At 59.0% G+C, this 25,938-nt stretch carries 21 protein-coding genes; 11 read left to right on the top strand and 10 right to left on the bottom strand.

The features are described from left to right. Positions 1-5: 5 nt before the first annotated feature. Together BV390_RS13360 and BV390_RS13355 are read left to right on the top strand one after the other, a co-directional pair. Complete coding sequence (locus tag BV390_RS13360; protein ID WP_032696460.1) at positions 6-1,034, top strand: sugar phosphate isomerase/epimerase family protein; 1,029 nt, start codon at positions 6-8, stop codon at positions 1,032-1,034. Beyond that, on the top strand, positions 1,031-2,182 hold the full coding sequence (locus BV390_RS13355; protein ID WP_032689044.1) for a Gfo/Idh/MocA family protein: 1,152 nt from the start codon (positions 1,031-1,033) through the stop codon (positions 2,180-2,182). The genes BV390_RS13360 and BV390_RS13355 overlap by 4 nt, the downstream gene beginning before the upstream one ends. Positions 2,183-2,220: 38 nt before the next feature. Here the strand turns inward: BV390_RS13355 and BV390_RS13350 are convergent, their stop codons facing one another. Beyond that, positions 2,221-2,637 (bottom strand): Exc2 family lipoprotein, encoded by a 417-nt coding sequence (locus BV390_RS13350; RefSeq protein WP_064384191.1) that lies wholly within the window; start codon positions 2,635-2,637, stop codon positions 2,221-2,223. Positions 2,638-2,881: 244 nt separating this feature from the next. Between BV390_RS13350 and BV390_RS13345 the strand changes: the two genes are divergently transcribed. Then, positions 2,882-3,862 (top strand): LacI family DNA-binding transcriptional regulator, encoded by a 981-nt coding sequence (locus BV390_RS13345; RefSeq protein WP_049265961.1) that lies wholly within the window; start codon positions 2,882-2,884, stop codon positions 3,860-3,862. A gap of 3 nt (positions 3,863-3,865) precedes the next feature. On the opposite strand, the gene BV390_RS13340 is transcribed toward BV390_RS13345, so the two are convergent. Next, positions 3,866-5,110: a mechanosensitive ion channel family protein gene (locus tag BV390_RS13340; RefSeq protein WP_032689040.1), complete on the bottom strand. Its 1,245-nt coding sequence runs from the start codon at positions 5,108-5,110 to the stop codon at positions 3,866-3,868. 77 nt (positions 5,111-5,187) lie between these two features. Beyond that, a complete protein-coding gene (locus BV390_RS13335; protein ID WP_085397013.1) occupies positions 5,188-6,612 on the bottom strand; it encodes an MFS transporter in 1,425 nt (474 codons plus the stop codon). A gap of 109 nt (positions 6,613-6,721) precedes the next feature. Between BV390_RS13335 and BV390_RS13330 the strand changes: the two genes are divergently transcribed. After that, a complete protein-coding gene (locus BV390_RS13330; protein ID WP_032689038.1) occupies positions 6,722-7,603 on the top strand; it encodes a helix-turn-helix transcriptional regulator in 882 nt (293 codons plus the stop codon). Positions 7,604-7,618: 15 nt separating this feature from the next. Then, on the top strand, positions 7,619-8,662 hold the full coding sequence (locus BV390_RS13325; RefSeq protein WP_085397012.1) for a DUF2157 domain-containing protein: 1,044 nt from the start codon (positions 7,619-7,621) through the stop codon (positions 8,660-8,662). Here BV390_RS13325 and nfsB read toward each other — a convergent pair. The 3 genes from nfsB to BV390_RS13310 form a co-directional block, all read right to left on the bottom strand. Beyond that, positions 8,659-9,312 (bottom strand): oxygen-insensitive NAD(P)H nitroreductase, encoded by a 654-nt coding sequence (nfsB, locus tag BV390_RS13320; protein WP_032689034.1) that lies wholly within the window; start codon positions 9,310-9,312, stop codon positions 8,659-8,661. The two genes, BV390_RS13325 and nfsB, sit on opposite strands and share 4 nt — an antisense overlap. A gap of 128 nt (positions 9,313-9,440) precedes the next feature. Beyond that, a complete protein-coding gene (locus BV390_RS13315) occupies positions 9,441-9,821 on the bottom strand; it encodes an MmcQ/YjbR family DNA-binding protein (protein WP_032689032.1) in 381 nt (126 codons plus the stop codon). Beyond that, positions 9,821-10,402 (bottom strand): TetR/AcrR family transcriptional regulator, encoded by a 582-nt coding sequence (locus BV390_RS13310; protein WP_047664308.1) that lies wholly within the window; start codon positions 10,400-10,402, stop codon positions 9,821-9,823. Before BV390_RS13310 ends, BV390_RS13315 begins: the two co-directional genes overlap by 1 nt. A 190-nt stretch (positions 10,403-10,592) precedes the next feature. Between BV390_RS13310 and BV390_RS13305 the strand changes: the two genes are divergently transcribed. Together BV390_RS13305 and BV390_RS13300 are read left to right on the top strand one after the other, a co-directional pair. Next, positions 10,593-11,693, top strand: a complete 1,101-nt coding sequence (locus BV390_RS13305) for an MBL fold metallo-hydrolase (RefSeq protein WP_032689029.1) — start codon at positions 10,593-10,595, stop codon at positions 11,691-11,693. 30 nt (positions 11,694-11,723) lie between these two features. Then, positions 11,724-12,065 carry a RamA family antibiotic efflux transcriptional regulator gene (locus BV390_RS13300; protein WP_004859189.1) on the top strand — a complete coding sequence of 114 codons (342 nt, stop codon included), beginning with the start codon at positions 11,724-11,726 and terminating at the stop codon, positions 12,063-12,065. Positions 12,066-12,107: 42 nt separating this feature from the next. On the opposite strand, the gene BV390_RS13295 is transcribed toward BV390_RS13300, so the two are convergent. Continuing rightward, entirely contained in the window at positions 12,108-14,249 is a 2,142-nt protein-coding gene (locus BV390_RS13295; protein WP_032696619.1) for a TonB-dependent siderophore receptor, read from the bottom strand. 154 nt (positions 14,250-14,403) lie between these two features. On the opposite strand from BV390_RS13295, the gene BV390_RS13290 reads away from it, so the two are divergent. After that, positions 14,404-16,026, top strand: coding sequence for an alpha/beta hydrolase-fold protein (locus BV390_RS13290; RefSeq protein ID WP_032700613.1), 1,623 nt, complete (start codon positions 14,404-14,406; stop codon positions 16,024-16,026). On the opposite strand, the gene BV390_RS13285 is transcribed toward BV390_RS13290, so the two are convergent. After that, a complete protein-coding gene (locus BV390_RS13285; RefSeq protein ID WP_085397011.1) occupies positions 15,955-16,203 on the bottom strand; it encodes a DUF1158 domain-containing protein in 249 nt (82 codons plus the stop codon). The genes BV390_RS13290 and BV390_RS13285 overlap by 72 nt on opposite strands. A 501-nt stretch (positions 16,204-16,704) precedes the next feature. Here BV390_RS13285 and BV390_RS13280 point away from each other — a divergent pair. Genes BV390_RS13280 through BV390_RS13270 form a run of 3 tightly spaced genes read left to right on the top strand, consistent with a single transcriptional unit; the run spans position 16,705 to position 23,674 of the window. Further along, entirely contained in the window at positions 16,705-19,428 is a 2,724-nt protein-coding gene (locus BV390_RS13280) for a cation-transporting P-type ATPase (RefSeq protein WP_046852980.1), read from the top strand. A 60-nt stretch (positions 19,429-19,488) separates the two neighbouring features. Further along, positions 19,489-20,568, top strand: a complete 1,080-nt coding sequence (locus BV390_RS13275) for an efflux RND transporter periplasmic adaptor subunit (RefSeq protein ID WP_032696453.1) — start codon at positions 19,489-19,491, stop codon at positions 20,566-20,568. Between the two features lie 13 nt (positions 20,569-20,581). Then, positions 20,582-23,674 carry an efflux RND transporter permease subunit gene (locus BV390_RS13270; RefSeq protein ID WP_047664314.1) on the top strand — a complete coding sequence of 1,031 codons (3,093 nt, stop codon included), beginning with the start codon at positions 20,582-20,584 and terminating at the stop codon, positions 23,672-23,674. A 79-nt stretch (positions 23,675-23,753) separates the two neighbouring features. On the opposite strand, the gene BV390_RS13265 is transcribed toward BV390_RS13270, so the two are convergent. Together BV390_RS13265 and BV390_RS13260 are read right to left on the bottom strand one after the other, a co-directional pair. Beyond that, positions 23,754-24,482: a phosphodiester glycosidase family protein gene (locus tag BV390_RS13265; RefSeq protein WP_032696451.1), complete on the bottom strand. Its 729-nt coding sequence runs from the start codon at positions 24,480-24,482 to the stop codon at positions 23,754-23,756. Positions 24,483-24,559: 77 nt separating this feature from the next. After that, the gene (locus BV390_RS13260) at positions 24,560-25,675 is read right to left on the bottom strand and encodes a YbdK family carboxylate-amine ligase (protein WP_085397010.1); all 1,116 of its coding nucleotides are present in this window, start codon (positions 25,673-25,675) and stop codon (positions 24,560-24,562) included. Positions 25,676-25,938: the final 263 nt, after the last annotated feature.

Raw genomic sequence — 25,938 nt, 5'->3', positions numbered from 1 at the left:
GGGGTATGAAAACGATGAAGGGACCGGGGATTTTTCTGGCACAGTTTATCGGCGCTCAGGCGCCGTTTAACACCCTGGACGGGATCGCCGCCTGGGCCGCCGGACTGGGCTATCAGGCGCTACAGATCCCGTGTAATCATCCGGCTATTTTTGATGTTGAACGGGCGGCGACGAGCCAGACCTACTGCGATGACATTCGCGGGCGGCTGGCGGAACATGGCCTGACCATCAGCGAGCTCTCAACCCATCTGGAAGGGCAGCTGGTGGCGGTTCATCCGGCCTATGACCAAGCGTTCGACGCCTTTGCTCCCGCCGCGCTGCGCGGAAATCCGCAGGCGCGCCAGCAGTGGGCGGTGGAAAAAGTGCGCCAGGCGGCGGTGGCATCGGCGCGCTTAGGCCTGCAGGCCCATGCGACATTTTCCGGATCGCTGGCGTGGCCGCTGTTTTACCCCTGGCCGCCGCATAATCCGGCACGGATTGATGAGGCGTTTGATGAACTGGCGCGGCGCTGGCGTCCGCTCCTCGATCTCTACGATGAGCAGGGGATCGACCTTTGCTATGAAATTCATCCGGGTGAGGACCTGCACGATGGCGTGACCTTTGAACGCTTTCTGCAGCGGGTAGATAACCATCCGCGCTGCAATATGCTCTACGATCCCAGCCATTTGCACCTCCAGCAGATGGACTACCTGGCGTATATCGATATCTACCATTCGCGGATCAAAGCCTTTCATGTCAAAGATGCCGAGTTTCGTCGCGACGGCCGCAGCGGGGTATACGGGGGATATCAGCCCTGGCTGCAGCGGGCGGGGCGCTTTCGCTCGCCCGGGGATGGGCAAATTGATTTCAAGAGCATTTTCAGCAAGCTGACCGAATACGACTTTGACGGCTGGGCGGTGCTGGAGTGGGAGTGCTGCCTGAAGGAGGCGGAGGCCGGCGCGCGCGAGGGCAGCGAATTTATCCGCCGCCATATTATTCCCGTCTCCGAACGGGCGTTTGATGATTTTGCCAGCGGTCGCGAGGGGCAAGCATGATTCAGGTCGGCATTATTGGGACAGGATTTATTGGTCCGGCGCATATTGAAGCGCTGCGCCGGGTCGGCGACATCGAGGTGGTGGCGCTGTGCGACAGCAATCTGGCGCAGGCGCAGCAAAAAGCGCGGCAGCTCAATGTAGCGCAGGCTTATGGTCAGGTTGAGGCGCTGCTGGCTCATCCCGGCTTACAGGTGGTACATAACTGCACGCCGAACCACCTGCATGCGGAGATTAACCGCCAGGCGCTGCGCGCCGGGCTGCATCTGTTCTCGGAAAAACCGCTGTGCATGCTTCCGGATGAGGCGCGCGAACTGGTCGCGCTGGCGGAGAAGGCGGGGGTGGTGCACGGCGTAAGCTTTGTTTATCGCCAGTTCGCGATGGTCCAGCAGGCCGCCAGCATGATGCGTGCCGGACAGGTCGGGCGGCTGTTTTCGGCGCACGGCAGCTATCTGCAGGACTGGATGGTGCAGCAAAGTGACTACAACTGGCGGGTGGAATCGGCGCTGGGCGGCGCCTCGCGGGCGGTGGCGGATATCGGCTCCCATTGGTGCGACACGGTGCAGTTTATGACCGGCAGGCGCATCACCGAGGTCATGGCGGATCTTTCTATCGTCTGGCCGACGCGCCACGCGGCCGTTTCCGGCGAGTCCACCTTCAGCCAGACGGGTGAATCTCAGCGTTTTGAGGTGCGCGAGGTGGATACGGAAGATATGGGGTCCGTGCTGTTTCGCTTTGATGACGGCAGCAAAGGCTGCTTTACCGTTTCGCAGGTCAGCGCCGGGAGAAAGAACCGCCTGGCGGTTGAAATTAACGGCAGCCGCTGTTCGCTGGCGTGGGATCAGGAACTTCCGCAGCGGCTGTGGATTGGCCAGCGCGCGCAGCCAAATCAGCTGCTCAGCGATGATCCGAGCCTGATGCAGCCGGACGTCGCCGCCAGCGCCCACTTCCCCGGCGGGCATAATGAGGGGTGGCCGGACGCTTTCAAGAATATGATGTTGAGCTTCTATCAGGCGGTACGCGCCGGGAAGATGCCGGCCGCCGACGAGCGGCGTTTCGCCTCATTTTATGAAGGGGCGGATGTGATGTATATCGTTGAGGCGATTTTGCAAAGCCATCGGCAGCAGCGCTGGGTCAGCGTCAGGCGATAGCCGGCAGGTTGTGCGCCACGTCGGTGGCGCGCAATGGCTTATTTCACGCCAAGATACCCGTCCAGATAGGCGGCGGAAAGCTCGTTGCCGAACAGCACCGCGTCTTTATTCTCCATGTCATTATTCCAGCTATCGCTGGCATTACCGGTAAAGGTGTGTTGTGACCGGGTACCCTTCGCGACCTGTTGCTTAATGGCATCGGCGTTGCGTCGGGCATCGCTTTCGCTGATGCCGGCGGTCCGGTCCTGTTTGCCGCGGTTATAGATCCCGGTGAAGGTCGGCAGATTTAAGCGGTAATTTTCCTGACGATTTACGGCAAAATTACCGCCGACAAAATCAGAACGATGGGCGACAAAATAGTACGCGTGGCGCTCCGGCGATGATTTTGAGGCGGTGCAGCCGGTGAGGGCGGCGAGAGATCCGCCGAGGACAAGCAGTGCGACTTGAATCTTCATTGATGACATCATCCCTAACGTATTGATAATAAGCTTTTATAATTTTCGGCGCCCGAGCGCGGTGTTTATTTTACCCGCAAAATCATCGCGCTTAACGCCCGGGGAAAATAGCCCTGATAATTAATAGTTTTCCATGGCGATATGCAGGGGCATCAGCGGGCTTGCGCGCGCTCCCGCTGCACACCGACGGCCCGTTTATGGTAGCCTGCGCATTATCCCCCTTATCCCAGGAAGTGCCGCCTTTATGTCAATTCAGAAAATCGCCCGTCTGGCGGGTGTCTCAGTGGCAACCGTATCGCGGGTGCTGAATAACAGCGATACCGTCAAACCGAAGAACCGCGAACGCGTGCTGCAGGCGATTAAAGAGAGCAACTATCAGCCTAACCTGCTGGCCCGCCAGCTGCGGACGGCACGGAGCTACATGATTCTGGTGATGGTGTCGAATATTGCGAACCCGTTTTGTGCGGAAGTGGTGAAGGGCATCGAAGAGGAGGCGGAACGGCACGGCTACCGTATATTACTGTGTAATTCCGGGTCCGATCTGGCGCGCTCGACTTCCGGGCTGCGGCTGCTGTCGGGGAAAGTGGTCGACGGGATTATTACGATGAACGCGCTCTCCAGCCTACCGGAACTGACGATGATGATCGGCGATGCGCCGTGGGTGCAGTGCGCCGAGTATGCCGATGCCGGCAGTATCTCCTGCGTCGGCATAAACGACATCGATGCGGCGCAGGGGGCGGTGTCGCGGCTGGCGGAGAGCGGTTATCGGCGCATTGCCCTGATTAACCACGATCTGAGCTATCGCTATGCCCGCCTGCGCGAGCGCGGCTATAAAAACGTGCTCCATGTGCGTGAGCTCGCCTGGCAGCAGGTGGCCTATGCCAGCGACCTCAGCGCTGCCGCCGGTAAAGCGGCAATGGAAACGTTGCTGGCCTCCAAAGAGCGGCCGGATGCGGTATTTGCCGTCGCCGATTCGCTGGCGGCAGGCGCCCTGCGCGCGATTGCGCAGGCCGGACTGCGGGTTCCGGACGATATTGCGGTCATGGGGTTTGATGGCACGGAGCTGGCGGAGATGGTCTCGCCGCAGCTGACCACCGTGGAACAGCCGTCGCGCGACATTGGCCGCACGGCGGTGACCCTGCTGCTGAAGAAAATCGACAACCCGGATGCCACCGCCGAACGGGTGATGATGGACTGGCGCATCATTGCCCGCGCCAGTGCCTGAGTATTACCCGTGATGTGCCGCCGCCAGCGAACGAATATCGTTGCCGGTCGGTGACTGGTGAATACGCAGCCCGAATTCGTCAACCACGGCGAAAATATGGTCGAAAATATCAGCCTGGATGCTTTCATATTCTGCCCATACTACGGTGCTGGTGAAGCAGTAGATCTCAATCGGCAGGCCGTTGGCGTCCGGCGCCAGCTGGCGCACCATCATCGTCATATCTTTGCGCAGTCGCGGGTGGTTGCGCAGATACTCCTGTAAATAGGCGCGAAAGGTGCCGATATTGGTCATCTTGCGCAGGTTCAGCACCGAATGGTCGGCGGCATTTTGTTGGTTCCACTCGCTAATTTCCTGATAACGCGAGTCCATATAGGGCTTAAGCAGCCGGGCCTGAATTAAGCGCTGCTGCTCCTGCTCATCGAGAAAATGGATACTGGTGGTATCAATATTCAGGCTGCGTTTAATGCGGCGCCCGCCGGAGGCGGACATCCCGCTCCAGTTTTTAAAGGAGTCGGATACCAGCGACCAGGTGGGGATCGTGGTGATGGTATTGTCCCAGTTGCGCACTTTCACCGTGGTAAGGCCAATATCAATGACCGCGCCGTCGGCGCCGTATTTCGGCATTTCCAGCCAGTCACCGAGCTTCAGCATGTCGTTGGCGGAAAGCTGAATGCCGGCAACCAGGCCAAGGATCGGGTCTTTAAATACCAGCATCAGTACCGCGGCCATGGCGCCGAGGCCGCTGATCAATATCGCCGGCGACTGGCCAATCAGTAATGAGATAACCAGGATGCCAATAATAATCGCGCTGACCAGCTTAATGCCCTGGAATATCCCCTTCAGCGGCAGCTGGGATGCGGTGGCGAATTTCTGCGATAAATTGAAGACCACATCGAGCAGCGAAAAGAAAGACAGCAGGGCATAGATCATGACCCACAGCTGGGCGCAGGTGGTTAATATATTGGCGGCTTCACTGCCTTTTTGCAGCCACAAAACCGCCTGCACATTGACGATAATCCCTTGCAGGGTAAAGGCCAACCGGTGAAACAGTTTGTTCTGGGTGATGATTTGCAGCCACAAATGGCTGCTGGCCTGCGCGCGTTTTTCGAAGGCGCGCAGCACGCCTTTATGCAAAATAAAATGAACGACAATGGCCGTCAGTAAAATAATGCCGAAGATAATAATGAGCGAAGTGGTGGGGGTAATTTCGATGCCTAATGCGGCAATGTGTGAGATTAATTCCTGCATAACGTCTCCTGTACATCCAGCGGTAATGATGACCGCTGGATGTATATTATGCAAATCAGGCGTCATGCCATTTTGAATTATGAGGCGGTCGCCACCGGACGAATATTGAGATGATGGCGAAGCCACAGGGCAATCGCGCCTAAGAGCAGCATCATTGCCACCTCCACGGCCAGGAAATCGATCAGCGCCTGCGGATAGGTGCCGCCGCCTCGGGCGAGGGTTAAAAACAGCGAGCCGAGAATTGCCGGACCTAATCCCAGCGTCGCCTGTTGCAGGGTGCTGAGAATGGCGCTCCCGGCACCGGCATCGCTGGCGCTGATATCGCGCATGCCAATGCGATAAAAACTGTTAACGATCAGCGCCTGGCCGTAGCCGATAAGCGCGGTAGAGGGCACCATCGCCAGCGACGAGGTTTGTGCGCCGAAGTGACCGAAGGTGGCCATCAGCAGCAGCAGGCCGGCTATCTGAACCGCCAGCCCAATCAGCAGAATGCGTGCCATGCTGAAGCGGGCAATTAGCCTCGGCGCGTACAGCGCGGAGACAAAATAGGCCACGCCGAGGGCAATAAAGCTGTTGCCTGACTGCCATGGCGCCATGCCGAGACCGGCCTGCATGGTCAGCGCCATGCAGAACATGAAGCCGGACCAGGCGCTGAAGAACAGCAGGGCGATAGCCATGCCAAAGCGAATACTGGTGAGCTTCAGCAGCCGGGGCGGCAGCAGAGGCTGTTCGCCGCGCTGCTGCTTACGCAACGCGCTGGTCCGCATCCAGGCCAGCAGCGGCAGTATGGCCACCAGCAAAAGCTGGAACGTCCACGGCCAGTGAAGTTCCGGACCCAGCGCCATCGGAAACAGCAGGCAGCAGAGGATCAGCGCCAGGCTGAAGGTGCCCTGCCAGTCGATAGCCGAATGGGCTTCGCGGCGGGTTTCCGGGACATAACGGCGGCTAAACGCCAGCACCAGCAGGCAGATCGGGACATTGATAAAGAACGCGTTGCGCCAGCCCAGGCCGGCGATATCCGCCGAGACCAGCCAGCCGCCGCCCATCTGCCCGACGATAAAAGCAATCCCGCCAATCCCGCCATACAGACTGATCGCGCGCGCATGGGCGCTGCCTTTCAACGTCACATGCAGGGTGGTGAGGATTTGCGGCACGATCAGCGCCGCGCCTGCGCCTTGCAGCGTGCGGGCCGCCAGCAGTCCGCCGATGGAGTTGGCCATGCCGCACAGCAAAGAGGCGAGGCCAAAAAGCGCGACCCCCCACATAAACAGACGGCGGCGGCCGTAGTTATCGCCCAGCTTGCTGCCCATCGCCAGGCACACCGCAAAAGAGACGCCGTAGAGGGCGACGATCAGCTCCAGCTGGGTGGCGCTGGCATCCAGTGAATGAGTAATGGAGTCCAGCGCCACGTTGGTAATTGAGGTGTCGATCAGCGGCAGCATCTGGCCGGTCAACAGAAGCAGTAAACCGGCGCGGCCGGGTGAAACAGCAGACGAATTCATCGGATCTCTCCATTGCGTCATTCAGCGGATAGCCGTAGCATTACCGATAAATTAAACGGGTACCAGTTCCTGTCTATACTGGTATTGGTACTACCATGCTGGAGTCAATATGACGGGAATGCCGCAACGTGAAACGGTGCCGATAGCGCCCGACGATAGCCGTAAGCAGCTGGGCGCCTTTCTGCGCTCCCGGCGTGAAAGCCTTGACCCGCAGCGTCTCGGCCTGCCGCGAGTGGGCCGGCGACGCACGCCGGGGCTGCGTCGGGAAGAGGTCGCGATGCTGGCCGATGTCGGCGTGACCTGGTACACCTGGCTGGAGCAGGGACGGGAGGTCAATCCGTCGGAATCGGTGCTGATGGGCGTCGCGAATGCGCTGCAGTGCAGCCCGCTGGAGACGCGCCATCTGTTCGTGCTCGCCGGGCTAACGCCGCCGGAAACGACGCAGGTGAGCATATGCGAGGGGATTGCTCCGGGGACCCGGCGAATGCTCGATAGCCTGATGCCGCAGCCGGCCAGTATCCAGAAACCCAATTTCGATATCGTGGCGTGGAACGACAGTTTTTGTCGGCTGATGGGCGTCGATTTTGCCGCGCTCCCCGAAGAAAACCGTAACTGTATTTATCTCTATCTCACCCACGACACCTGGCGTAGCCGCATCGAGAACCGCGATGTGCTGCCGACGTTTGTCTCCTATTTCCGCGCGGCCATGGCCGAACACCGGGGCGACCCGCTGTGGGAAAATAAGCTGGCGCGCTTTTTTGCCGCCTCCGCCGAGTTTGAAACGCTGTGGCATCAGCGCTATGACGTTCGCGGCGTGGAAAATCAGGTGAAGAATTTCAACCATCCTCAGCTCGGGCGCTTTAGTCTGCAGCAGATGTACTGGTATTCCGCCCCGCGTAATGGCTCACGGCTGCTGGTGTACCTGCCGATGGACGAAGCCGGCGAGCAGGCGCTGGCGTGGCTGGATAAACAGGATTCTCTCTACTCATAACGACAGGGAACGCAGATGAACGTGACCAGGAAACAACAGCGGGTGATTCAGAGCGCGCTGGACGAATGGCAGGCCGCGGGGGCGTTGAGTCACGCGGAAAACCAGCGGCTGGCGGCCACCTTGCGCGTGAGCGCCTTTGACTGGCAGCGCCTGAGCCGCTACGCCTTCTGGACGGCGCTGGCCTGCCTGCTGATCGCGCTGGGCAGCATGCTTGCCGATAGCGAACTGATCGCCTGGCTGGTGAGCCTGTTCAGCGACTCGGCGCTGGCGCGGATTGCGCTGCCTGCGGCGGTGGCGCTGGTTTGCTACCTGTGGGGATTCCGCCGCCAGCGGCGGGCCGCCTACTGGCACTACAGTACCGAGGCGATTCTGTTTGTCGGCGTGGTGTTTACCGCGCTGGCGCTGTGGCAGCTCGGCGAGCGGCTGGATGACGGCAGCGGCCATATTGCGCCACTGTTTCTGGTCGGCTGCGCTATCTATGGCGCTATCGGCCTGGCGGCCCGTTCCGGGCTGGTGTGGCTGTTCTTCCTGCTGGCGCTGGGCAACTGGTTCGGCGCGGAAACCGGCTACGTGTCGGGGTGGGGGGCCTATTGGCTGGGCATGAACTATCCGATTCGTTTTGTGCTGTTTGGCGGCGTGCTGCTGGCGCTCTGTTTTATGCTGCAAAAGTGGCTGCTTCAGCGCCGGCTGTTTACCGTCAGTAAGGCCATGGGCCTGACGTATCTGTTTATTGCGCTGTGGATTCTGTCGATTTTTGGCTATCGGGATCTCGACGCCTGGTACAGTATTTCACCGCTGCAGCAGCTGCCGTGGGCGCTGCTATTCGGCGTCGCGGCGGGCATCTGTATTTATATCAGTCTGAAAACGGATGACGGAATGCTGCGCGGTTTTGGCCTGACCTTCCTGGCTATCAATCTCTATACGCGTTTCTTCGAGTTTTTCTGGGACGGGATGCACAAGGTGGTGTTCTTCCTGATTCTGGCCGTTTCGCTGGCGGTGATTGGCCGCTATGCCGAACGAATCTGGCACGCCGGCGAGCGGCGTGCGCGGGAAGATTAAATCTCGGTGATGGTCGTTGCCTGCGGCAGGCGCGATTTCGGCAGCCCGGCGTTGAAATCTTCTACGCTGTGGTGGCCGACCGGAACAACCACCAGGCTGGTATAGCCCTGCGCTTTCAGGTCGAACTCCGCATCGAGGATCGTGAAATCGACGCCTTCGATCGGCACCGCATCCAGCCCCATCGCTGCGACACCGAGCAGGAAGTTGCCGACGTTGAGGTAAACCTGCTTCGCCATCCAGTGGTTATCGTCATGCAGATCTTTGCGGTGCATATCGGCAAAGAAAAGGCGGCCTTTGTGGTTAGCGGCTTTGGCTTCCGGGGTGGCGAAGCGTCCGTCGGCCTCTTCCTGGTCCACCACGCGCTCCAGCCAGGCGTCGTCCATGGCCGTTTTGGCACAGAAAACCACGACATGAGAAGCATCAAGAATTTTACGTTCGTTGAAAACATAGGTGCCGCTGGCGGCTTTCGCCACGCGGGCTTTCCCTTCATCCGTGCTGGCAACGATAAAGTGCCACGGCTGAGAGTTGGTGCTCGACGGGCTGTATTGCAGCAACGTTTTCAGCTTTTCGGCTTCTTCAGCAGTCAGTTTTTTTGTGGCATCGAAGGCTTTCGTGGAGTGGCGCTTTAAGGCAACGGAGACGATATCCATAACTCTTCCTCACGGTTTATGCTCAAGATAATTCGAGTTTACAGCCCCTTAAGGGGCGTTTAGTGGGAGAAGAGTACAGCGAAGGCGGGGAAATGATAAGAGACAAAAATGCGATAACACTTATCGCGCTAGCCTGAAAATCCCGCCGGACGTAGCCGCAGCCGATCTTTTTTTGCCAGTTTATTCACCACCTGATTCCAGGAATCATCGATAAGTTCGGCCAGCAGACTCTCGCTGATATCCTCGCCAGGAACCACGGTAATCCAGTGTTTTTTGTTCATGTGATATCCCGGCTCAATACTGCGGTAAATCTCCCGATTGAGCAGGGATTTTTGCGGATCGGCTTTCAGATTCACCAGCGCCCGACCGCGAATGGTCATGGTGAGCATAAAAATGCGCCCGCCAACTTTGAACACATCATACTCGGGGCCGAACGGCCAGCAGTGTTCGGTAAACGGGTAGGCGAGCGCAATCCGGTGGGCGCTGGCGTGCAGCGAAGCGCGGTCCATCAGGCGTCGTTCTCGTGAAGCGCCTGCCACATGGTCTCAAAACCGAGGGCGATCAGATCGGGGGCACGCTGCGGATCGTGGCTGGCAAATTCGATAGTGGTTTCCGCCAGCGACAGAAACAGGGCGTCGCCAAAGGCGCTGTAGGCATCGCTCAGAAAGACCGGCTTGACCGACAGCTGGCACATTTCGTTGAGCTCGGGGAACATCTCTCTTACGCGGGTTCGGGTTTCATCGGTGATGCGTTCGCTGAGCGCCATCCGGCGAATCGCCTTGTGCTCCATCGGGTGGCGAATACTCCAGTCGATATAGCCGTCCCAGATATTGCGGGCGTTCTCTTTCGGCCGTTTTTCGTTTGGCGTCAGTCCGGAAACCATCGCTTTAACTAAACCTGATTTGATAGAGAGGTACAGTTCGTTGAGTAACTCATCCTTGGTGGCGAAATAGCGGAACAGCGTCCCCTCGGCAACTCCGGCGCTACGGGCAATGGCCGACGTTGAGGCGGCGACACCCGACTGGGCAAAGGCGGCCGTTGCGGCCTCCAGCAACGCTTGTTTTTTATCTTCACTCTTAGGACGAGCCACTACATTTTACCTCACGCGAAATCAAACCCCGATCTAAACATGCCATGTCAGGGCACTGCAACGGTGGATGTTAAAAAATTGAAAATCGTCTTGACGACTTTCATATTCATCTTAATAATGAGTGCTTACTCACTCATAATCAAGTTATATCACTAAACTCTCATAATAGGGAGTTTCATCTGGTCAGGTTATGAACCGTGTCACTTTCAGCGTGGTCGCCATTATGTTATTAGCCTCAGCAACCGCTTTGCCGTTTGTCTTAAATGCCGGGTTTGGCCGGGCGCCGCAGGGTGCGCAGCTCAGTCTGGTGGAACAGTCGCCGCACTATCGCGATGGCCAGTTTCATAATCAGCTCCCCACGCCGGGCTTCACCGGGCAGAAAAATATGCTGGCCGCCTGGTGGGAGTTTCTGGTGACTAAACGCGAAAATGCCCGTCCCGCGCAGCCGCTGCCGCTGGTCAATACCGATCTCGCCAGCCTGCCTCTCGGGCAGGATACGATGGTGTGGCTCGGCCACTCCTCCTGGTATTTGCAACTGGCGGGGAAACGCATCCTGATCGACCCGGTCTTCAGCGACTATGCCGCGCCGTTCTCATTTATTAATAAAGCTTTCCCGGGTGACTATCCGTGGCGTGCAGAGCGTATGCCGGAGATAGACCTGCTGATTATTTCGCACGATCACTACGACCATCTGGATTACGCCACCATCAAAGCGCTGATGCCAAAAATCAAGCGCGTGGTGACGCCGCTCGGCGTGGGATCGCATCTGCGCTACTGGGGCATGGAGAGCGCCATCATCAGCGAAGCGGACTGGAATCAGGCGGTGCAGATCAGCGACGAACTGACCGTGCATGTCCTGCCGGCCCGTCATTTCTCCGGTCGGGGGCTGAAGCGTAATCAGACGCTGTGGGCCAGCTTTATGTTCGTCACGCCGCAGCAGAAGATTTACTACAGCGGCGATAGCGGTTACGGCCCGCACTTCAAAGCCATCGGCGAACAGTTTGGCGCCGTGGATCTGGCGATTATGGAGAACGGTCAGTACGACCAGGACTGGAAATACATTCACATGATGCCTGACGAGACCGCCCAGGCCGCCGACGATCTCCGTACGCGCGCGGTGTTGCCGGGACATGCGGGGCGCTTCGTGCTGGCGAAACACAGCTGGGACGATCCCTATAAGCGGCTGGCTGCGGCCAGCGAGCAACGACCGTGGCGGTTGTTAACGCCGATGCTTGGCGAGCCGGTTTGGGTTGCCGATAAGACGCAATCATTTAATCGCTGGTGGCGATAAATACGGGTTTGATTCAAGAGGAGAGGACTTATGACTATTTCCGCTCAGGTGATTGAGACTATCGTTGGGTGGATTGATGACAATTTGCATCAGCCGCTGCGTATTGATGATATTGCTCGCCACTCTGGTTATTCGAAATGGCATCTGCAACGACTCTTTTTGCAGTACAAAGGGGAGAGTCTGGGGCGCTATATCCGCGAACGTAAACTGCGGCTGGCGGCGCGCGATCTGCGCGATACCGATCAGCGGGTTTATGATATTTGCCTGAAATACGGCTTTGATTCTCAGCAGACGTTTACCCGCATTTTCACCCGCACCTTTCATCAGCCGCCGGGTGCCTACCGTAAAGAGAATCACAATCGCGCCCACTGAGGCGCGTCCGTCGGGGAAACCGGCGGACGCGTTTTTGTCTTTCTACCAGGCGTAGTTTACCGTCATCGTAACCGTACGACCCACGCCATAGAAACAGGCGCTATCGCCGGCGCACGAGGCAACATATTTGGTGTCGGCAATATTGTTGATGTTGAACTGCGCTTTCGCCCCTTTCAGGCTCGAGCTCAATTCGCCTAACTCATAGCTGACCATCGCGTCATACAGATCCACCGCCGGTACCTTGAAGGTGTTTTTCGCATCGCCGTAGCTGGTGCCGATATAACGCACGCCAACCCCAGCGGTCAGGCTTTTTAGCACGCCATTGGGCAGGGTGTAGCTGGTGAACGCCGAGGCCATATGGGTCGGAATACGCGCCGGGGTTTTCCCTTCGGTGCCGGCGACGGTGGTATTCACGGTTTCCGCATCGGTCCAGGTGTACGAAGCAATCAGGTTGAGGTTATCAAAGAAGGTGGCGTGCGCTTCGGCTTCCACCCCCTTCGAGCGGACCTTGCCGCTGTTCTCATACCATCCCGCCGCGCTGTTCCAGGTCGCGACGTTGCTTTGGGTCAGGTTGTACATCGCCAGAGTCATCAACGCCGTCGGCGTAGGCTGATATTTCACGCCCACTTCCAGCTGTTTCCCTTCGCTGGGATCGAACGGAGCGACGCCCGGCGCCCGGTTGGTTTGCAGGTTGGGCTCGAAGGAGGTGCTGTAGCTGATATAGGGCGACAGGCCAAAGTCAAAGGCGTACAGCAGACCGGTACGCCAGGTAAACTTGCTGTCGTTTTTCTGGCTGCGACTGCTGTCGGTAAAGTCGGTGGTACGCACTTCCGCCCAGTCGTAGCGGCCGGAAAGCAGCAGCTCCCAGTTTTCCAGGCTCAGCTGATCCTGCAGGTAGAGGCCAACCTGATCGAGATTCTGCTGTTCATCGCTGGCGGTACGGAAGGTGCTTTCATCGACCTTTACACCATAGACCGGGGCACGCCAGTCGAGATCGTACTGCGAACCGCCGGCGCGACCGAGGTACTGCTTATCCTTGCTGGTTTTGTAGTCCAGGCCGCTGAGAACGGTGTGCGCCAGTTGACCGGTCGCGAACTGCGCCTCAAGCTGGTTATCAATACCGAACTCATCGGTTTGCCGCTCCTCATGCTGGGCGCGGCGCGAGAGCACGGAGCTATTGGCTTCACTGCTGGAATAGACCAGATAGCGATATTTCTGCTTTATCGTCCCATAGCGCGCGTTCTGCCGTAGGGTCAGCATATCGTTGAGCTGATGCTCAAATTCATAACCGATTAGCGTCTGTTCGCGCCAGGATTGATTGTAGCTGGGGTCACTGACGTTAAAGTCGCGCGGAATATAGCTGCCATCGACGTTGTTGACGGTGCCGTAGCGCGGAAGAAAGTTGCGATAACCGGCGTCGGGATCTTTTTGATAGCTGGTCAGCAACGTGAAGCGAGTGGCATCGTTGGGATACCACGTCAGCGCCGGCGCAATGGCGACGCGCGTCTCTTTATAATCCTCGACCTGGCTGTTCTGGCTGCGGGCGATACCGTTGAGGCGATAGAGCAGGTGGCCGTCGTCGCTTAACGGCCCGCCGAGATCAAACGCGCCTTCCGCCAGATTGTCGTTGCCGGTACGGAACTGGATTTCATGCACCGGCTGGCTGGTGGGACGCTTGCTGGTCATGCTGATAAGCCCGCCGGGGTTGACCTGGCCAAACAGCACCGAGGCCGGGCCGCGTACCAGCTCGACGCGCTCCAGCAGCCACGGATCCATCGTGCCGGTTTGCGACGAAGCGGTGGCGCCATAGCTCAGGCCGTCGAGATACTTCGGTACATAGCTGAAGCCGCGCACGAAGACTTCGTCATTGCGGTTGGACGACCCGCGATACTCGGTGAACACCCCGGCGCTATAGCGCAGAGCCTGTGACACCGACGTCACGTCCAGCGCCGCCATCTGATCGCGGGTGATGACCGAGACCGACTGCGGGGTTTTCACCAGCCCGGCGGCGGTTTTCGTGGCGGAAAGGGTTTTCGTCGCCACGATACCTTTGACCGGAGCCGTGGGATCTTCGCTACTGCTGGCGGTGACCACCAGCGTCTCCTCCGCCAGCGCCTGCCCGGCGAGTGTTGCCACGGCAAGACCCGTGACCCAGAGTTTAGTTATCTTATTATATTTAAACATTTTTTTCGCTATGTCCTTGGTTGAAATTGCCATAATCATCCCTTTCCCCCATCAGAAAAATCTAATGGCCTGAACGAGCGGAATTGATGTTATTGCAAATCATTACCATTTGCATTAGCGTTAGTAACAAATTTTTACAGGGATAAATCGGGCGATGAAAATGGCATGGGGTGGTCTGCTGATCGGTATGAGTGCGCTACCGGCGGTGGCAATGAACTGCGAATCTTCTTCGCGGCAGGGAGAGCTGCAGGGAAAATTCGATGCCAGCGGCGAAGTCTGTTTTGATCTGCCGACGTTAGGGGAAAACTACGTCTCGGCGACGATTTCCGGGGTAACGGATGCCCGCCTGCTGGATGAAAATAACCGTCGGCTGCGCACGCTGCTGGCGGGAGGGCCGCCGGATGGCGAGCAAACGCTGCTGTTCTCCCTGCCGGTGAACCGCGCTTCTGCGCTGGTGCTCCACGGCGAAGAAGGCGCCCGCTGGCGTTTCCGCTGGCGGATGAAGGAGACCACCGCGCTGGCGAAAACCCAGGCACTGGATCCCGTCAGTCCTCGTTTGCAGCAGCTGATGCAGGAACTGGCGGCGGGCGGTTCTACGGCGCGTTTCTGGCAGGAGCGCGAACAGGAAGGGACGCCGATGGTCGAACCGGTGGATGCCGGACACCAGCGCGTCACCTTCCTGTGGCGCGGGGCGAGAAAAAACGTCTTCCTGCTGGGATCCCCGGCGGGCGATCACGATCCGCTGTTTCGGCTTGGCCATTCCGATGTCTGGTTTCGCAGCTACGTGGTACCGGCAGATACGCTGATGCAATATAAGCTGGCGCCGGATGTCCCGCAGGTTGACGGCGTCGGACACGAGCAGCGGCGTGCGATTCTGGTCAGCGCTCAGGCCGATCCGCTGAACCCGCACAGCGTCAACCGCGCCAGCGATCGCTGGAACCGCTATTCGCTGCTGGCGCTCAATCCGGCGCGCTACTGCACGCCGCAGCGGATGGCGCAGCCGCTGCGCTATGGCACCTTGACCCGCCATCAGCTGCGCAGCGATTTTTTGCATAATACCCGGGAAGTGATGATCTACCGCCCGCGCCTGCCGCAGCCCGCGCGCTGGACGCTGATGTTGTTTGATGGCAAAACCTACCAGGATGAATACCGCTTTGCCAACGTGCTGGACAGCCTGATCGCCAGCCATGCGTTGCCGCCGATCAACGTGGTATTTATTGATAGTCTCGATCACTCGCGGCGGGCGAAAGAGCTGCCGCCCAATCCCTTCTTTGCCGATTTTATGGCCCATGAGCTGCTGCCCTGGCTGCGACAACAGGGGCTGGATGCCATCCGCCAAAAAACCGTTGTCGCCGGCTCCAGCTACGGTGGCCTGGCCGCATCGTGGGTCGCGCTGCGCTATCCGCGGCTGTTTGCCAATGTTCTCAGCCTGTCGGGCTCTTACTGGTGGGCGCCCAAAGGCGAGGAAGCCGGCTGGCTGACGCGCCAGTATCAGCAGTCGCCGCGCTATCCGCTACGTTTCTGGCTCCAGGCGGGCCGGTTTGAAACCTCGGGAGCTGATGGCGGAATCTACAGCAATACCCTCGCATTTGAACAGGCGCTACGCGATAAAGGCTATCGCGTTAGCTTCCATCCTTCATCAAGCGGCCATGATTATGCCGCCTGGTGCGAGGCGCTGGTGGTGGGAATGCGTGACTTTACCGGGTTAGCGCTCAAGGGAAAACCAGCGGCGCCAGACCCAGCGCAACACCACATATTCTACCGTGCCCAGCGCTAAGAACCACAGGCAAAAGAGCAGGGTATAAAACTGGTTGAGATCCATCAGATGGAAGGTATCGACCAGTTTTTGCGTCAGCGTTAACCCAAGGGATGGCGCTGGCAGCAGTAAACAAGAGATCAGGGCCAACAATAAAATGCCTGCGGCGGCGATCAGCGTTTCGAGCGGATGTTTCATTACTTGTTAATCATCAGTTAAAAAACATATTGTCAGGTAAAATGACATTTTACGCAATATACTTTCCTGAGTGATTGTTTTACGCCATTATGCGTAGCACTAATATTATGCTTTTTATTCCTTCTGTTAATATTGTTGGTATTATTTGTAATTAAATTAATGGCATTTAAATGTCAATTAATGTCACTGCTAAAGCGTGTACTTTACAAAACTATAGGTGCTATATCCCACCAGCGTGGCAATAATGATAGCCAGCAGAATGTACAGCGCCAGGCGGCGTCCGCGGTAGATTCCAAACATAATTGACCTCGTTTAATATATGTTTATTAATATTCTGTAATAGTTGTTTGAAGAATTAACTTATCACGGATTTTAAATTTTGCGAGGGGTTGTAAATTGTCCTGGATCAACTTTTATCGCGCTATATAAAATCATATTTATTCATTGGCCAGAAATGATTTCAGGCTTTCCGAATAACGGAATTTATAAGGAAAATTTAATTTGACCAAAATCTATCACCCCCATAATTCGCCTCCTGCGGGAGACACTGCACCGCAGCCAGCCTACCGGCAGACCGTTGAACAGGTACTGGCGCAGAAAAACAGTCGCGCCGAGGGATTGCGCTCCGCCGAGGCTGCGGAGCGCCTGGCCTCCTTTGGCCCTAACGCGCTGCCGGAAAAGAAAAGCAAGCCGGCCTGGCTGCGTTTCCTGGCCCACTTTAACGACGTGCTGATTTTCGTCCTGCTGGCCGCGGCGGCGCTGACGGCGGTGATGGGGCACTGGGTCGATACCCTGGTTATCCTCGGCGTCACGGTCATTAACGCCCTGATCGGCCACGTGCAGGAGAGCAACGCCGAGAAATCCCTGCAGGGGATCCGCAATATGCTCTCCAGCAACGCCCGGGTGCAGCGCAATGGTAAACACGAAACCCTGCCCACTCGCGACCTGGTGCCGGGAGATATCGTTATTCTGCGGGCGGGTGACCGCGTTCCGGCGGATATGCGCCTTATCGAAACCCATAACCTGCGCGTAGAAGAGGCGATCCTGACCGGCGAATCAACGGTGGTGGATAAAATCACCGATGCGCTACAAGGCGAGCTGCCGCTGGGCGACCGGACCAACATGGTGTTTTCCGGTACCACCATCAGCGCCGGCGGTGGCGTCGGCGTCGTGACGGCGACCGGGCAGGATACGGAGCTTGGGCACATCAACCAGATGATGGCCGGTATCGAGAAGCATCGCACGCCGCTGCTGGTACAGATGGATAAGCTGGGTAAAGCCATTTTCGTCATTATCCTCGCCATGATGGCGGCGCTGTTCGTCTTCAGCCTGGCCCTGCGTGATATCCCCATGGGGGAGCTGCTGCTCTCCCTGATTAGCCTGGCCGTCGCGGCGGTCCCGGAAGGTCTGCCGGCGATTATCTCGATCATTCTCTCCCTCGGGGTGCAGGCGATGGCGCGCAAACACGCCATTATTCGCAAGCTCCCGACGGTAGAAACGCTGGGCGCGATGACCGTGGTCTGTTCGGATAAAACCGGAACGCTGACCATGAATGAAATGACGGTCAAAGCGATTATCACGGCCGACTGCTGCTACCGGGTTGAGGGGGACAGCTATGAGCCACAGGGCAATATCTATCTGGAAGGCAGCGATGAGCCGGTACAGGTTCATGCCGGAAGCGTGCTGGAAACGTATCTGCGCACCATTGACCTGTGCAACGATAGCCAACTGGTGCAGGATGCGCGCGGCCTGTGGGGCATCACCGGCGGACCGACCGAAGGGGCGTTAAAAGTGCTGGCGGCGAAGGCAAAGCTGCCGTCGGTTGCGACGCAGCTGATTGCCAAAATTCCGTTTGATTCACAGTATAAGTACATGGCGACGCAGCAGAGAATCGACACTGCTGAGCGCGTGCTGATCACCGGCGCCCCGGATGTGATTTTCGCGATGTGCCGCGAGCAGATGACCAGGCAGGGCACGGCGCCGTTCGATCGCCAGTACTGGGAGGATGAGATCTCTCGCTTCGCCAGCCAGGGGCTGCGCATGGTTGCCGCCGCCTGTAAACCGGCGCGGGCCGGCAGCACGACGCTGACCCACGACGATCTGCGCGAGGGTCTGGTGTTCCTCGGCATCGCCGGGATGATGGATCCGCCACGTCCGGAGGCCATTGATGCGATTCACGCCTGCCAGACCGCAGGGATCCGCGTGAAAATGATCACCGGCGATCACCCGCAGACGGCAATGAGCATCGGCCAGATGCTGGGGATCACCAACAGCCATCAGGCGATGACCGGCTATCAGCTGGAGCACATGGATGATGGCGAACTGGCGAAAGCCGCCGTGGAGTACGACATTTTTGCCCGTACCAGTCCGGAGCATAAGCTGCGGCTGGTCAAAGCGCTGCAGGATACCGGAGAAGTCGTCGGCATGACCGGTGACGGCGTAAACGATGCCCCGGCGCTGCGTCAGGCCGACGTCGGTATTGCGATGGGGATCAAAGGCACTGAAGTCACCAAAGAGGCGGCCGACATGGTGCTGACGGACGACAACTTCGCCACCATTGCCAGCTCGGTGAAAGAGGGGCGTCGCGTCTACGACAACCTGAAGAAAACGATTCTGTTTATTATGCCCACTAACCTGGCGCAGGGGCTGCTGATTATCATTGCTCTGCTGGCGGGGAACATTATTCCGCTGACGCCGGTGTTGATTCTGTGGATGAACATGGCGACCTCCGCCACGCTCTCTTTCGGTCTCGCTTTCGAAGCCGCGGAGCGCAACGTCATGAACCGTCCGCCGCGGAAAACCGGCCAGCACGTCATGGATGGCTTTGCCATCTGGCGCGTCGCCTTCGTCGGAACCATGATTGCCGTCGCCGCCTTTATTCTTGAAGCCTGGCTGGCGCCGCGCGGCCATAGCGCCGAGTTTATCCGCACCGTGCTGTTACAGATGCTGGTGACCGCGCAGTGGGTGTACATGATTAACTGCCGCCGTAGCGAGGGCTTCTCATTAAATACCGGCCTGCTGCGCAACAAAGGCATCTGGCTGGTCAGCGGCGTGCTGCTGCTCCTGCAGCTGGCGATTATCTACCTGCCGTTTATGCAGACGATGTTTGGCACCGAGTCGCTGCCGCTGCGCTACTGGTTTATCACCCTGGCGATTGCCATCGTGATGTTCCTGGTGGTGGAAGTCGAGAAGCGTCTGACCCGCCCGTTACGTAAAACCGCCTGATCCGCCCGGCGTCCCTCTCCGTTCAGGGGAGGGACGCCGCACCGCCAGCAAGGAATCCTGATGAGAAACATTTTGCGCCTGGTCTTCCTGACCTTTGGCCTGGCAGGCTGCGCCCTGACGGCCACCGCCGCGCCCGCCATCCCGGTACGCGCGACCGTCGTTCAGCTGCTGCCGCATGTGGCTGAACGTCCGCTTCCCGGCCGTATTGAAGCGATTCATGACGTGGAGATCCGCGCGCGCACGGAGGGAACCATTGTGCAGCGCCACTTTCAGGACGGGCAGTACGTCAGGAAAGGCGATCGGCTGTTCACCCTCGATGATGCCCAACCCCGGGCTGCGCTGGCGCTGGCCGAGGCCGAGCTGAAAAGCGCGCAGGCTTCGCTGCGTCAGGCCCAGCAGCTGCTGACCCGCTATCAACAGCTGAAAAACAATCACTCCATCAGCCGCAACGATGTCGATAACGCCCGGATGCAGCGCGATGTGGCCGCCGCCGCCGTGGAGCAGGCGAAGGCGCGCGTCACCACGCAGCAAATTACGCTGGAGTATACGCGCATCGACTCCCCGGTCAGCGGACGCATTGGCCACAGCCGCTTTCACGTCGGCAGCCTGGTGGGGCCGACCAGCGGCATGCTGGTGGATATCGTCCAGCTCGACCCGATTCGCGTCTCTTTCGCCTTAGATGAAGCCGCCTTTTACAGTAAAGCCGGGCAGCATGCCGATATCGGCGCGCTGAAGCAGGCGTGGCTGGCGCAGATTGAACCCGACGGCAGGCGGGAAGACGGGGTGTTGACCTCGGTCGATAACCGGATTGATACCCGCACCGCCAGCGTAGTGCTGCGCGCCGAATTCGCCAATCCGCAGCATCGCCTGCTGCCGGGCGGCAACGTGCCGGTCATTCTTCGCCCGCGACAGGCGCAGGAGAGTCTGATGATCCCGGTTGCCGCCGTCCAGCAGGATGCGCAGGGGTTTTATAGCTGGGTGGTGACGGAACGTAACACCGTTGCGCTGCGCCGTTTGACATCGGGCGGCCAGCAGGGGCAGCAGTTTGTTGTGGCGAACGGTCTGCAAGCGGGCGAGCGCGTGGTGACCGACGGCGCGCAGCGTCTGCATGACGGCGCAGCCGTTCAGTTGCTGAAATAAGGAAGGAGAAGGGATGCTGACGTTTTTTATTCGTCGCCCGCGTTTTGCGATGGTGATCGCGCTGCTGCTGACCTTTATCGGCGCGGTATCGCTGAAGCTGATTCCGGTGGAGCAATATCCGCAGATTACGCCGCCGGTGGTCAACGTCAGCGCCAGCTGGCCGGGGGCCAGCGCGGCGGACGTCGCCGAGGCTATCGCTGCGCCGCTGGAGACCCAGCTCAACGGCGTTGACCATATGTTGTATATGGAGTCCACCAGTTCCGATGACGGTAGCTACAGCCTGAGCCTGACCTTTGCGGCAGGCACCGATGCCGATTTGGCGGCGATTGACGTGCAAAACCGGGTATCGCAGGCGGTGGCGCAACTCCCCGTCGATGCACAGCAGAACGGCGTACAGGTGCGCAAGCGGGCGAGCAACCTGCTGATGGGCGTCAGCCTGTACTCGCCGCTGGAGACGCTCTCTCCGCTGTTCGTCAGCAACTACGCCAGCACCCAGGTGCGCGAGGCGCTGGCCCGTCTGCCGGGCGTCGGCGAAGTGCAGATGTTCGGCGCCCGTGATTACAGCATGCGCGTCTGGCTGCGCCCCGATCGCATGAACGCGCTGAATGTGACGACCGACGATATCGCTCAGGCGCTGCGGGAGCAGAACGTGCAGGGGGCGGCGGGGCAGGTAGGCACGCCGCCGGTGTTCAACGGTCAGCAGCAGACGCTGACCATCAACGGCATCGGCCGCTTGAGCGATGCGGAAAGCTTCAGCCAGATAGCGATCCGCAGCGGGGAACACGGTCAGCTGGTTCGCCTCGCCGAAGTGGCCACTATTGAACTGGGGGCGCGCAGCTACAGTTCCGGCGCGCAGCTGAACGGCAAAGACTCCGCCTATCTCGGTATCTATCCGACGCCAACCGCCAACGCCCTGCAGGTCGCCAATGCGGTGCGCGCCGAACTGACCCGCCTGCACAGCCGCTTTCCGGCGGATCTGACCTGGGAGGTGAAGTTCGATACGACGCGCTTTGTGGCGGCGACGATTAAAGAGATTGGCGTTTCGCTGGCGCTGACCCTGCTGGCGGTGGTGGCGGTGGTATCGCTGTTTCTGCAAAGCTGGCGGGCCACGCTGATTGTCACTCTGGCGATCCCGGTGTCGCTGATTGGCAGCTTTGCCGTGCTTTATCTGCTGGGCTATAGCGCCAATACGCTGAGTTTATTCGCCATTATTCTCGCCCTGACCATGGTGGTCGATGATGCCATCGTGGTGGTCGAGAGCGTAGAAACCCATCTCGCCGAAGGCGTGGGGCGCGCGGAGGCGACCGCGCTGGCGCTACGGCAAATCGCCGGGCCGGTGATCGCCACAACGCTGGTGCTGCTGGCGGTGTTTGTTCCGGTGGCGCTCCTGCCGGGGATTGTCGGTGAGCTGTATCGCCAGTTTGCCGTCACGCTGTCGACGGCGGTGACGGTGTCGAGCATCGTCGCGCTCACCCTGACGCCTGCGCTGTGCGCGCTGCTGCTGCGCCCGCGTCCCGCGCAGCCTGCCGCCATCTGGCGGGCTTTTAACTGCGCCCTGGCGACGCTGCGTGACGGCTACGGTGCGCTGGTCGAATGGATGAACCGTCGTCTGTGGCTGGCGCTGGTGGCGACGCTCGCCGCCGCCGGTCTGGTGGCCTTCAGCTTTAGCCAGATGCCGAAAGGCTTTCTGCCGCAGGAGGATCAGGGCTATTTCTTTGCCAGCGTACAGCTGCCGGAGGCGGCGTCGCTGGAGCGTACCGAAGCGGTGATGGCCCAGGCGCGCGAGCTGCTGCTGGCCAATTCTGCGGTTGAGGATGTGATTCAGGTGTCCGGCTTTAATATTCTCAACGGTACCAGCGCCTCCAACGGCGGCTTTATCTCGGTGATGCTGAAAGAGTGGCATCAGCGGCCGCCGCTGAATGAGGTGATGGGCAAATTGCAGGGGCAGCTGATGGGCCTGCCGGAGGCGACCATTATGGCCTTTGCGCCGCCCACGTTGCCGGGACTGGGCAATGCGTCCGGGTTCAATTTACGCATCCTGGCACAGGCCGGGCAATCCTCAGCCGAGCTGGAGCAGGTAACGCGGCAGGTGCTGCGGATGGCGAACCAGCATCCGCAGCTGAGCCAGGTGTTCACCACCTGGAGTAGCAACGTGCCGCAGCTGACGCTCAAGGTCGACCGTGACCAGGCGTCGCGGCTGGATGTGCCGGTATCGCGGATCTTCAATAGTCTGCAAACGGCGTTTGGCGGGACGCGCGCCGGAGATTTCAGCATCAACAATCGCGTCTACCCGGTGGTGGTGCAAAACGAGATGCAGTGGCGCGAGCGGGCGGAACAGATCGGCGAGCTGTACGTGCGAAGTCATCACGGCGAGCGGATTCGACTGAGTAATCTGGTGACCGTGACCCCCACCGTCGGCGCGCCGTTTATTCAGCAGTACAACCAGTTCCCGTCGGTGTCGGTGAGCGGCTCCGCGGCGCAGGGCGTCAGCAGCCGCACGGCGATGGCGGTGATGGAGCACATTCTGCTGACGAATTTGCCGCAGGGGTATGATTACGCGTGGAGCGGCATCTCCTGGCAGGAGCAGCAGACCGGCAACCAGGCCATCTGGATAGTCCTGGCGGCGGTGGCGATGGCGTGGTTGTTCCTCGTCGCCCAGTATGAAAGCTGGACGTTGCCGGCCAGCGTGATGCTGTCGGTGCTGTTCGCTATCGCCGGGGCGCTGCTGTGGCTATGGATAGCCGGCTATGCCAACGATGTGTATGTGCAGATAGGGCTGGTGTTGTTAATCGCGCTGGCGGCGAAAAACGCGATATTAATCGTCGAGTTTGCCCGGGCCAGACGGGAAGAGGGGATGTCGGTTGTGGATGCTGCCCGCGAGGGGGCCACCCGGCGTTTTCGGGCGGTGTTGATGACCGCCGTCTCCTTTATTATCGGTATTATGCCGATGATGCTGGCCACCGGCGCCGGGGCGCAGAGTCGCCGGATTATCGGCACCACGGTGTTCAGCGGCATGCTGGTGGCGACGGCGATCGGGATTGTGTTTATTCCGTCGCTGTTCGTGCTGTTCCAGCGTTTACGCGAGTGGGGCCATCGCCGGATGTAGGCGCTCCGTGGCTGGCGTTGTGCGGTCCGGAGTCAGACATTGACGCCGCGGCCCGGGGCTCTGACCGGGCCGGGTTCATTTACTGTTTCGTCTCCACCGCAATCATGGTGACGAACGGGTGATACTGCCACGGTATGCTGCCGCCTTGTCGGTACATCTTTGAAATGGTGCCGTCGAGATAGAGCATCTGCCGCACGTTGAGCTTTGACTGCGCGTAGCAGGCGAAATCGTAGAAGTTGGTTTCGCGATCGCTGAGCATAAAAATCACCTGGCCCTGCCGGGTGATACCGACGCCATTGCGCAGCTTGCGTGAGCCGGCAGACGGCTTCAGGCGCCAGTTTATTGTGCCGTTTTCAATCAGCATTGGGCCGGACTGTACGGCGTAATCAATACCCGGCGTCGGCTTAAATTTGTCGATACTGACGATTCTCGCCCGCTCGCCTTGCAGATAAAATACCCCGCCGGGGCGGATAAAAAAGTTGCCGCCGCCGGAAGCGCGATTAAGCGGAACCTTCTGCACCCCCTTTTCGATATACAGCCCCAGCGGCGCGTAGCTCCTGGCGTAAATACCGCCGTTCATCGCCATCTGCACGCGCCCATCCTGATTGATATCCGCCAGCAGCGCCCGCAGCGATCCGAAGGCCTCGCCATCCGTTTTTTTCCAGTACATCGCGATGCGCTCGCGCTGCGGATTGACGCTATAGCTTTGTAGCGTCAGCGACGGGTCGGTGAGGGTGCATTTTCCGCTGGCCAACGCGGAGAGGGGAAGCAGCAGCGCTGGCAGCAGCGGCAGGAGGCGAAAAGTCATGAGAACGTTCCAGGTATGCCGCAGGAAGAGGCGGGGCGGCGAAATCAATATTGGCCGCAGTATACCTTTTTGCCGGACTATGCCGCCCAGATTTCGCAGTGCTTTTGCACCAGACCGATCAGCGAGCCGCCGCCGGCGACAAACTCACGCATCTGCCGGGCTTCGCTCTTCTCCTGCTGCAGCTGGCGCCCGATCGCCTCAAGGGCGCTGGCGGCATTGAGGCGATCGGCGTAGGGCATGAGGCGGGGGATCAGCTGTAAAATCTCCTCGCGAAGCTGGCGCTGCTCGCCGCTGTGCACATCGGTATTAATGCCCTCCAGCCCGTAGCGACAGGCCTGGTAGCGGTTAAAAGGGTACAGCAGATAGTCATCGGGGTGCGGTTTAAACGGCCTCTCCGTCAGCAGCCAGCAGGCGAGAGTCTGGATGAATCCGGCGGCATTGATGGCCTGCGCGCGAGTGAGCGGGGTATCCATCACCCGTACTTCGACGGTGCCAAAACGGGGGCTGGGGCGAATATCCCAGTGCAGATCCTTCATACTGTCGATCATGCTGGTATAGCTGAGACGCCGGAACAGGCGGGTAAACTCCTGCCAGCTGTTGACCCACGGCATCGGCCCGTTGTCAGGATACGCGGCGAACAGATTCAGACGCGAACAGGCAAAACCGCTGTCGGCACCGTCGAGCCACGGCGAGGCCGCATTCAGCGCAATACAATGCGGAACGAAGCGCGACAGCCCATGCAAAAGATAAATCGCATCATCGCCGTTCTGGCAGCCAACATGGACGTGCTGGCCGAATATCGTGGCCTGCTGCGCCAGATAGCCGAAGTGCTCCACGGTTTTCAGATAGCGCGGATTATCGCTGATTTGCTGGCGCTGCCAGGTCTGGAAAGGGTGGGTGCCGCCGCCGCAGATTTGCAGATGGTGCCGGGCGGCCGCGCGTAAAACCGCTTGCTGGATGGCGCCCAGCTGCGTCGAGGCCTGGTGGATATCGCGACAAACTCCGGTGGCGATTTCCAGCATGCTTTCGGTGATGTCATGTTTAGCCTCACCGACGCTCAGCCCGCTCTTCACGTCGTCGATAAGCAGCGAGGAGTCCTGGCTCAGGTCGTAGCCAGGCGGATTGACCACCTGAAGCTCCAGTTCAATCCCGAGGGTGAAGGGGGCGGAGCGGTGAAAGTCGGGTAGCGGCATGGTGACTCCCTGATTAGCGCGATAAACGAAGTATAGATGGCTTCGCTGCGGGCTGATAACCGCGCGGAAATGATGAATTTATTTTATAAAACGTGAGGCTAAGTGATTATCCGGCTTCGCCCGTGCGGCAATAAACAGGCTGGTGCAATTGTGCAACCACTTTCACTCTGGTGGTGCGTAAAGATAAGAGTTGTTTATTTTTTCAATTAAAATCATTTGGATATAATAGGTTGCTCTTATTTTATAAGCGCTTTCATACTTAT

This window comes from Klebsiella sp. YJ, from assembly GCF_002108615.1.
GTDB classification, from domain to species: domain Bacteria; phylum Pseudomonadota; class Gammaproteobacteria; order Enterobacterales; family Enterobacteriaceae; genus Klebsiella; species Klebsiella planticola.
This window is presented reverse-complemented; position numbering and strand designations above follow the sequence as displayed.